This window comes from Yersinia massiliensis, assembly GCF_003048255.1.
Taxonomy (GTDB): Bacteria; Pseudomonadota; Gammaproteobacteria; order Enterobacterales; family Enterobacteriaceae; genus Yersinia; species Yersinia massiliensis_A.
The window spans coordinates 727501-737252 of sequence record NZ_CP028487.1 but is presented as its reverse complement, the minus strand read 5'-3'; the positions used below and the strand labels follow the sequence as shown (position 1 = coordinate 737252).

Genomic DNA, 9752 nt, shown 5'->3' with positions numbered 1-9752 from the left:
TGAGTCGCATCAGTATTGCCAGTTCAGGCTAAAGCCCATCGTTACCGAGTCAGTTTTAAACCCCTCGGGCTTGGAGAGCGGTTTGCCGGCAAACAGGTCATAGTGGGTATTCAGGACCTTGCCACGAACCCCCACGACACTGCCCGCCAGATGGCGGCCCACCAGATAAGGATCGCTGCGCCCACTCACCTCGCCGTAATCCACCCCGACATATAGCTCATGTCCGGGCAGGGGCGTGTACCAACCCAGATCGTTGCGCACTGTCCAGCCGCGATCGGCGTTGAGTGTGCGTTCGCCATCAAAGCCGCGCACGGTCCAACGGCCACCAATAGCGAACTGATCCTGCGGGGTCAGTGGCGTGTTGGTGCTCTGGCGCTGGTATTGCAGGTTGTAATGGAATTGTTGTGTCGCGAGGACAAAAGGCACGTCCAACTGCGCATTCAGTCGCAGAATTTTGCTCAAGGCGGTGGCTTCGCCGAAATACTCTTCTTGTGCCGGTACGGCCCCAAACCAGCGGGTACCGCGCTGATAGCTGATCCCCGCGTCCAGCGTGGACTGCGCGATAAAGTGGCGATGTTGTAGCCCGACGCGCCAAGCAGAGGTGCGGCGGCGCTGGACTTCCACTTCGGTATCATTGATGTAGTTTTTCGATGAGCGGGTCAGCACATCGTAGGTGAAGGTGGTTTTCTGGCTGGCGTTGCGGTGCAGTAAGCGGCTAAGTTGCAGCGTCACATTGTCGCTTTCACCACGGTAGTGGTAGTCGCCATTGAGACCTGCCACCGTTTGGTGATAGTCATAGCTGCTGGCGGTGATACCTGCGGTCCAGTAACCGAACGGCAGCGAGTAATGGCCGGTCAGGTTGTTGGTGCCTTTTTCGCCCCGATTTTTAATGGAGCCGCCCGCAGAGACATAAAACTGGTCACTCAGGGACAACGGGTTATCGAGAAACAGCGTTGCACCGCCTTGATAACGACCGGTGCTGCGCGTGCCCGAGTCATCCAGTGAGGCAGCCAGCCGCCACATTTTGCTCTGCTTCCAGCTCAGAGCGATATCCGTCTCACCGGGGGCATCGCCGGGGATCAACTCCATGCTGGCTTGCACTGTGGGGATACGTTGGAGATTCTCCAGCCCCTGCTCGATATCGCGCAGATCCAGCAGGTGACCGGCGCGGGCAGGGAAGGCGGTGAACAGCGTGACATGGCGATCACTCTCGGGTGTCAGGGCCACATGGCGTATTTTGCCGGGCACCACGTGTAGCGTCAGCGTGCCACGGTTCAAATCTTGCTGCGGAGCCAGTACGCGGGTGGTGACATAACCGTGGTCGATCAGGCGGTTCTGCATCTCGCTCATCAGCAGGTTAATGCCTTTCGCGCCCAAACAGTGGCCTTGCGCCTGATTGGCCAGCCGTTGCAACGGTAACCAGCGCGGTAATGGCTGGGTACCCGTGAGTTTTACATGGTCAATCGCAAAGCAAGGTTTCTCAACGGGAAAAACCAGTCGGCCCAAAGACGCAGTGGGTTCGGATAAACGCACATCTGGCGCTGAAGGCGAAAGGCGTTCTTCCAAAGCACGTTGCCGTTCTTGTTGGTGAATGCTTTGCTGAACAGAGGGTAATTGCTGAACAGAAGGTAATTCTGCGCAATAGCCGGCGGAAGGAATAGCCACCAAAGGCAATAATATGCCAGCTATTAATATAGAATAATTGAAACGAGACACACAGAAAATCCTTCACCAATATTTAAAGGGATATAAATATAAAAATAATTTTTCGCAATTATGACTGCAGCGATGTCATTTACAATCTGTTTTGATAACCAATAAATAAGAATAATAAAATGTAAATCACAAAAATAGAAAATACCGTGCAATAAACATCGTAATAATAAAAATATTGATTTGCAACAAAGAAACATTAACTAAGTTTAAGAATAACAGTAAAAATCAAATTTTCACGATAAGACAAATCCAATATCCACTTGTTTTTATTGATTTAAATACAAATCAGACACAGTAAAAACTAAAGGAAAAACAGAGTTATAACGCATGAAAATAGCCTCTGTTGGAATGATAATACGACAGCAGAATTGCGTTAAAATAATAATACCGACATCTATTAAATATAAAGTCATTTTGGTTATTAATGTTCACATAATAGAAAGTCATTAAATAAAAATGACGAATAGATAATATGGCAATATTTAATCCTGCCAATTCCAGCGACGACAATATTAAATACAATTAACCCTTTAATCTCAACCGCAGAATAGAGCGGTGATAACATTGATTTCGTCTAACCAATAAGAAAAGGACTAAAACGTCATCACGCTGGCAAGTAATTTACGCGCATAATCATGGCGTACAGCATGTAACTCATCGACCAACGCCTGTTCCACCACCTGCCCCTGATAGAAAAATAGCACTCTGTCGCATAAATAGGCGGCAGCCTGAATGTCGTGGGTGATAAAAAAGTAAGTGATCTTAAGTTCTTTTTTCAGTTCGAGGAGTAGTTCCAGAATTTGAACTTGAGAAGGGATATCAAGTGAGCTGATCGCTTCATCCAGTACAATAAAACGTGGCTGAGTCGCTATCGCGCGTGCGATACACAAACGCTGGATTTGGCCGCCTGATAACTCATGGGGATAGCGTACCCGCAGCTTTTCCGCTAATCCAACCCGCTGCATCACCTCACTGACTCTCTGGTTGATTTGCGGGGGAGCCAGCAACCTTTGTGCCTGTAACGGCTCAGTGATAGCTTGCCACACGGTCATATTCGGGTTTATCGAAGAGGTGTAATCCTGAAATACAGCGCTGAGGGTATTGCGGCGAGTTTGTGCTGCGCGGACGGGCTTACCGGCTAGCCTCACTGTGCCACTGTCTGGGGATTCAATGCCCAGCAGTAAACGCCCTAATGTACTTTTACCGCTGCCACTTTCCCCCACTAAACCGAGGCATTCGCCCTCCATGATGGAAAATGACACCTGATCAATCACCCGTCTATGCTTTTTAAACCAAAAATGGCTGTCCGACAGTGGGTAACTTTTTGATAGCGACTTAACCTCAACGAGCATGATTGCTTCTATCCATAATCTGATTAAACCGCCGACTCAATGCGGTCCGTGTTTCCACCAAATACTGGGTATAAGGGTGTTGGGGGTGACAAAATATCTGTTCAGTTAAGCCGGATTCAACCACTTGCCCTTCTTTCATCACCAATATGCGTTGCGCAATACGCCGCACAACCGCGAGATCATGTGAAACAAAAATCATCGAGGAAGCCGTTTGTTGGCGTAAGCGGATAAACAGTTCGATCACTTCATATTGCGTAATACAGTCCAATGCTGTCGTGGGTTCGTCGGCAATGATCACATCCGGTTTCAGTGCCAACGTAAGGGCGATCATTACTCGTTGCAGCATCCCACCTGAAAGTTGATGCGGGTATTTTTTGCAGATTTCAGCAGGATGGCGCAATTGCACCTGCTCCATCATGGCGTGAGTTTTGACTTGCAATTGCGCTGGAGAATAGCGGCCGTGCGCGAGCAATGTCTCTGCAATCTGGCTCCCAATGGTATACAAGGGATCAAATGCGCTCATCGCATCTTGCATGACCATCCCCAGTTGGCAGCCACGTAATTGGCTCCATTGAGCGGCTTTCATATCCTGACGCGATTGCCCGCGAAAGCAGATATCCCCTTGTACATTGAGGCTCGGGGTCACCAATCCAAGAATGGCATGACATATCATACTCTTGCCGCAGCCACTCTCGCCGACGATAGCCAAGTACTCATTCTCAGCCAGATTGAATGACACATCAGAAATTAGGCGATTGCCCGTGTGTGGTTCGGTGACGCAGAGGTGATTGACCGTTAATAATGTCATTCAATTATCCGCCGATGAAGAGTCCGATTGTGACGAGGGCACTAGCGCGTCACGCAAAAAATCACCAATAAAGTTGAAGGCCGCAACCACCATGACGACGGCAATCCCTGCGGGTAGCATCAGTGTCGGGTGGCTAAACATGACGTTTTTGGCTTCGTTAAGCATCACCCCCCATTCTGGGGTTGGAGGCTGCACCCCTAGCCCCAAGAAGGATAATGCAGAGATGGTGAGAATGACGCTCCCCATATCCGTCGTGGCCAGCACGATTATCTCAGCCGCAGTGACCGGTAAAAGGTGTTTCAGCATAATATGCCGGTCAGAACAGGCGATCACTTTGGCATAACGAATATAATTTTTATCACTGTACTGCACCACAACGCCACGGATCATACGTGCATACCAAGCCCACTTAATCACCACTATCGCCAGAATAATGTTGTTAATCCCTGGCCCCAACATGCCCACGATAGCAAAAATCATCACTTCACTGGGGAACGACAGCATCATGTCACAAAGGCGCATTAGCCACTCGTCAATCCTGCCGCGAAAGTAGCCCGCAATAAAGCCAACCACGGTGCCAAAAAGAATGGTCACTAACATGGCAAACAGTGACAAAAATACCGTGGTGCGAATGCCATAAAGCAGACGCGAGAGCACGTCTCGCCCTAGATTATCCGTCCCTAAGAGATGGTTCAGGCTCATCGGCTGATATTTGTGACGTATCGCCGTCAACGTGGGATCCTGTGGGGCGAGCCACGGGGCAAAGATCCCCGCGAATAGGATCAGAACAAGGAGGGTTAAGCAGCAAAAGGCCATAGGATCGGCCCGCAAGCGTTGCCACAGCATACGCATCATCGGTGAGCCCCAAAACCGATACGAGGATCGATCCACACCTGAATGATATCAACCACAAAATTGAATGTGACAAATAGCAGAGCCATTAACAGGATATAAGCTTGGATGAGAGGATAGTCACGGTTAAATATCGCCGAGACACATAAGCGCCCTATCCCTGGCCAAGCGAATATATTCTCAACCACAATGGTGCCAGCAATTAACTTAGGAATGCTCATGCCCAACGCGATGAGTGTTGAATGTAATGAGTTAACCAGCACATGCTTGCCGATAATACGCCGTTCACTCAGTCCCCTCATGCGAGCATAGCGAACATAATTTTGTTGTAGGTTAGTCAGCACACTGCTGCGAATTAACCGCATGTAAGTGCCAACATATGCCAGCGAGAGTGTTAACGCGGGCAAAATAACGGATGTTGTTTCCATCATTCCGCCCACGGGCAGCAGATCCCAATACAGGCTAAATAGCCAGATTAATAATAATCCCATCCAATAGCTGGGCACTGCTGTCAACACGAATAAAATAGCACGCACGCCCTTATCAAGCCGCGTTCCAGCCAGTAACGCACTCATCATCCCCAATGAGAGTGATAGCAGCATGATAATGCCCAGTGAATAGGATGCGAGCTTCAACGTTGCTGGTAAAGCCAATAGAAACTCATGCAGTACAGGCTTGCGAGTAATAAACGAAGTGCCCAAATCAAGTTGTAGACTGCGTCCTAGCCAAGAGAAATATTGGCTCAGAAAAGGCTTATCCAACCCCAACTCGTGCTGCATGGCGGCGATAGCTTCATCCGTGGGGACAATCTCATTCACTCGCAGTGCAACTTCAGCGGGATTTGACGGCGACAAGCTCATTAAGGCAAATGCCACGAAAGAGATCATTAACACCAGTGGAATCATCAACAACAATCGTCGGATCAAATAGTAGCGCATTTTCTCTCCCGTTATTGATAATCCCAGGGTAATAGGGTGAAACTCTCATCACTCTATTACCCTATCAACTCTCTCTACAGCAATTATGCTTTTGGCTCGAAATACATTTTTTCAAACGGGATTTCATATTGGGAGGGGTTAAAACTCACCCCACGAAGCTGATTACTATAAATCGCTTTGGTGCGTGAATAGGTCAGCGGAATATAAACGCCTTCCTCAGCCAATAAGGTGAACAATTGTTGATATAAAGCCTGACGCTGTTTTTCATCTGGAGAGACCAAAAGTTCGCCAATCATTTGATCTATTTTGGGTTTGCTGGCAAGCCCTTTTTGCCCCTGATAATCAGCATGGGCGGGAATACGGAAGGACGAAACATAGGATTGAGGGTCATATGGGGTGCCCCAAGATAATGAATATTGAATATCAAAATCACCTGATTTTTGGCGATCCAAAAATGACTGCTTCTCCTCACCGACAATCTTTAAATCAACGCCGACCTTTTTAAAATCTTCTTGAATAACTTCAGCAATTTCACGCTCCGCTGCGTTATTACTGTTGTAAGACAGCATCAGTTGTAAAGGTTTGCCTGCTTTACTGCGGAAAGATTGCCCTTGGGGGAATACCCAGCCCGCCTGTTCTAACAGCGTCGAGGCTTTTGCGGGATCAAAATGGTAAACCGGCAGGTCAATATCAGCATAAGGGACATGCCGTGACATCAACGTATCGGCGACCGTTTCCGTTCCATCCATCACACCTTCTGCAATGGCTTTTTTATCGACGGCATATTGCAGTGCCTGACGGACGGTTCGCTCACCGGTGATTGCTTTGCTGCTATTGAGCACTAGCGCGCGCGAAGCAATCGGCTGGCTCATTACTGCGGTAAATTTGCCGGTATTCTGCAATGCCTCAAACGTATCCATGTCCAGCATATCGCCATCAGCACCAAAGATAAGCTGCACATCCCCTTTTTGTAACGCCATCAACATACTCTGACGATCAGGGATGACCTGCCACTGTACTCGGTCAATTTTCGGGCTCTGGCCCCAGTAGTGATCATTGGCCGCAAATATCGCGTATTGATTCTTGTTATGTTGCTCTAATACCCACGGCCCTGTCCCCGAATAAGCACTCACGCCTTCACGGGTTTGCCCATTAATAAAATCTTTTGGGGAGATAAAGCGGAAAGGACGTGTTAGCCCCAGCTCGACTAACGTTGGGTAATAGGGTTCTTTCAAGATTAGCTGAAGTTCATATTCACCCGTGACATTCACTTTATCGATCTGACGGACCAATTCTAGCCATGCGTGCCGTTGGTAGTTAGCCAGTACAGCATCGATATTCTTTTTGGCAGCATCGGCATTGAATCTTTCGCCATCACTAAAACTGACATCCTTGCGTAACTGAAAAGTATAGGTTTTCCCATCATCAGAGATCGTCCAGCTTTGTGCGAGGAAAGGCTTTACGCCTTCATCGGTATTAATGACCAGTGATTCAAACACCATATTCTGTGCAGCCATTTCCCCCGAGTAGAGGTGAGGGTTAATGTCACGGATATCTTTAGTGCTGGCATAATTTAGTTGGGAACTGTTTTGTGCCAATGCTCCAAGGGGAAAAAGCCCACAAACAGACACAAACAGAAATAGCAGAGGAGCGAAAGTTAAGCGCATTAAATGACTCCAATACAGTGGGGTAAATGAATAATGTCGTTATTTTTCTGCTGCGATAAGAAACATCGGGGTGGAAGCATTATTCAGTTTTTCGGTGTCATCCCACAACGCCTCTGCCGCAGAAAGATCAATGTGTATCCGTCGGAAACCACAATCCACCAGCACCGCAAAGTCCCAGTGAGGGCGTAACTCTCGGCTCAAAGGTAGCTGCCGAGCAATATTTTCCATCGTCACAGTATCTGTGTGTAAATATTGGTCTTCGACACCCGCTTTCTGAACATTAAGCCGATCCTGCTCATAACCCGCCACGCGTTGCGGTTCGTACAAACGCAAATACCAGTTAGCATCAAAATTCAGTAACCGCCCTTCATTGGCTAATACCCGATACCATTCTTGATACGCTTTTGCGGGGTTGGCCAGATTCCAAGTGACATTACGGGTGACAATAAGATCAAATTGATTGTCGGCAAAAGGCAGTTGATGCACATCAGATTCCACAAATTCGATATCCACGTGGTGCTGTTGGGCGTTATTTCTGGCTTGCTCCAACATCGCCGGTGTGGCATCCACTGCGGTGACTTGGTGTTTCGCCATGGCTAAGGTGACGGCAAAAAATCCAGGCCCACAACCAATATCCAGCACTTTTAAGGTTTCTTTTTGCGGCGCTAGCCCGAGAATAAAATTAAGCCAAATTTGTTGCTTATTACTCTGTAACTCGTCATTGCTGACCTGATTGTAACCTTCAGCACGTTTAGCCCAGTATGATGTTAATTCATTCGTTACGGCATGGGGATAAGACGTTGGTTGAAACACATGTCACCTCATATTGGTCAGAATTAAGCGATTCTGTTCACGATTAACGCATTATTATGCTCGGCGCTATAATAGTGTTGCTCGCTAATGAGTGATTAAGTGTAGGCTATAAATGCACAGCAATAACATATTAATTTATCAAAAATAAAAAGCACTATTGAGTATTCTCATCATTGAATTATGTTAAGGAAAAGTGTCAAGAAAATGACATCAGGTTAAATAAATCAGTATCTTGCATTGTTTATTTATATTAATGATTATTTTTGTTCGTTTCAGAGATTATTCCCCTGCAGACTTTGCCAATATACTTTTATGCTACATAATGGCTGTCATTATCATATTCACATTAATATTTATGATAAATAATTAATGCCTAAAAGTGATTATATGGGGTGTATCGAAATCAATATGTCACCATCATGATTGAATATCTGCCTTTCCACGTGCTACGACTTAGTCACGTTATCTCACCTAGCGGTGAAGCGATATTCAAATAAGCGAGGCATTCAACGCCGGTGCTTTACGGCAAATATCCTCGTTATTGTGACGATTTAAAACTATTGCAGCCGGCATCTAGCAGGCTGCAACTCTGACTCGGTGAGACGTCTTGGCTAGAGAGGAGTGGGTTTACTCCCCAACGAGGATCACTTCAATCCCACCTTTACGCAAACCATTCAAACTCTCTTCTGGGATGCCCTTATCGGTAATCACCATATGTATGCGTTGAGTATCAATAATTTTATGCAAACTGGAGCGGTTAAATTTACTGGAATCAGTGACCACAATGATGCGCTCCGCCACTTCACACATCCGGCGGTTTAACCGCGCTTCATCTTCATTATGGGTACTCACACCCCGCTCCAGATCGACAGCATCGACCCCGAGAAAAAGCATATCGAAGTGATAATTTTGCAGCGATTGGTCAGCCTGATCGCCATAGAAAGAAAGGGATTGGCGGCGCAAGTGCCCCCCCGTCATCAACAGCTCTACCCCTTCTGCCTCAAGCAAGGCATTCGCGACATTCATGCCGTTTGTCATCGCAATGACGTCCTTGTGATGACGCATATGGCGCGCAATTTCATAGGTTGTGGTACCGGAGTCGAGAATAACGCGGTGCCCAGGTTTGATCAGGTTTGCAGCAACGCGCGCGATACCTCGTTTTAAAGGCGTATTCAGGGCACTTTTATCTTCAACCGTCGGTTCAATTCCAGCCCCCCCAGCATCACACACTAGCGCACCACCGTAAGCACGCACCGCGACGCCCTGCTTTTCCAGAAAGGCCAAATCGTTACGGATCGTCACCGTAGAAACACCAAAAAATGACGATAAATCATTAACCTGAACACTTCCTTGCTGACGAAGACGCTGAATGATCTGTTCACGTCTTTCACTGGTGCCGGTGATACGCTTATCCATTGCCGAATCGGTATTACTCATATGAGATCCTTTCCAAAAGCCTTTCGTTTCATTTCACTTCGGCTATTAACGCCTTTCTTTTGCCGGAAAGCAAGTCTTTACCTTAGGTCAAATAGTGCGCCTGAACCCGAAATCACCCTTTCATTATGTTTCTTTTGCGAAACAGATCCCATTTCCGATACCTTTCGTT

The 9752-nt window shown here is 47.3% G+C and carries 8 protein-coding genes; all 8 read right to left on the bottom strand.

Going from position 1 to position 9752, the window contains the following annotated elements:
* Positions 1–9: 9 nt before the first annotated feature.
* The gene (locus DA391_RS03355; protein ID WP_108087368.1) at positions 10–1716 is read right to left on the bottom strand and encodes a ShlB/FhaC/HecB family hemolysin secretion/activation protein; all 1707 of its coding nucleotides are present in this window, start codon (positions 1714–1716) and stop codon (positions 10–12) included.
* Between the two features lie 593 nt (positions 1717–2309).
* Entirely contained in the window at positions 2310–3068 is a 759-nt protein-coding gene (locus DA391_RS03350; protein WP_057645601.1) for an ABC transporter ATP-binding protein, read from the bottom strand.
* A complete protein-coding gene (locus tag DA391_RS03345; protein ID WP_057651147.1) occupies positions 3058–3876 on the bottom strand; it encodes an ABC transporter ATP-binding protein in 819 nt (272 codons plus the stop codon). Before DA391_RS03345 ends, DA391_RS03350 begins: the two co-directional genes overlap by 11 nt.
* The gene (opp1C, locus tag DA391_RS03340) at positions 3877–4731 is read right to left on the bottom strand and encodes a nickel/cobalt ABC transporter permease (protein WP_057651149.1); all 855 of its coding nucleotides are present in this window, start codon (positions 4729–4731) and stop codon (positions 3877–3879) included.
* Entirely contained in the window at positions 4728–5666 is a 939-nt protein-coding gene (gene opp1B, locus DA391_RS03335) for a nickel/cobalt ABC transporter permease (RefSeq protein WP_057651151.1), read from the bottom strand. The genes opp1C and opp1B overlap by 4 nt, the downstream gene beginning before the upstream one ends.
* An 83-nt stretch (positions 5667–5749) precedes the next feature.
* Complete coding sequence (nikA, locus tag DA391_RS03330; RefSeq protein ID WP_108087367.1) at positions 5750–7333, bottom strand: nickel ABC transporter substrate-binding protein; 1584 nt, start codon at positions 7331–7333, stop codon at positions 5750–5752.
* Between the two features lie 39 nt (positions 7334–7372).
* Positions 7373–8146, bottom strand: coding sequence for a class I SAM-dependent methyltransferase (locus DA391_RS03325; RefSeq protein WP_050083700.1), 774 nt, complete (start codon positions 8144–8146; stop codon positions 7373–7375).
* A gap of 627 nt (positions 8147–8773) precedes the next feature.
* Entirely contained in the window at positions 8774–9583 is an 810-nt protein-coding gene (locus tag DA391_RS03320) for a DeoR family transcriptional regulator (protein ID WP_019211923.1), read from the bottom strand.
* Positions 9584–9752: the final 169 nt, after the last annotated feature.

Excerpts from the sequence above, each read along its gene's own strand:
- DA391_RS03350 (WP_057645601.1), bottom strand. The coding sequence starts at position 3,068 with ATGCTCGTTGAGGTTAAGTCGCTATCAAAAAGTTACCCACTGTCGGAC.
- opp1B (WP_057651151.1), bottom strand. The coding sequence starts at position 5,666 with ATGCGCTACTATTTGATCCGACGATTGTTGTTGATGATTCCACTGGTG.
- DA391_RS03320 (WP_019211923.1), bottom strand. The coding sequence starts at position 9,583 with ATGAGTAATACCGATTCGGCAATGGATAAGCGTATCACCGGCACCAGT.
- opp1C (WP_057651149.1), bottom strand. The coding sequence starts at position 4,731 with ATGATGCGTATGCTGTGGCAACGCTTGCGGGCCGATCCTATGGCCTTT.
- nikA (WP_108087367.1), bottom strand. The coding sequence starts at position 7,333 with ATGCGCTTAACTTTCGCTCCTCTGCTATTTCTGTTTGTGTCTGTTTGT.
- DA391_RS03345 (WP_057651147.1), bottom strand. The coding sequence starts at position 3,876 with ATGACATTATTAACGGTCAATCACCTCTGCGTCACCGAACCACACACG.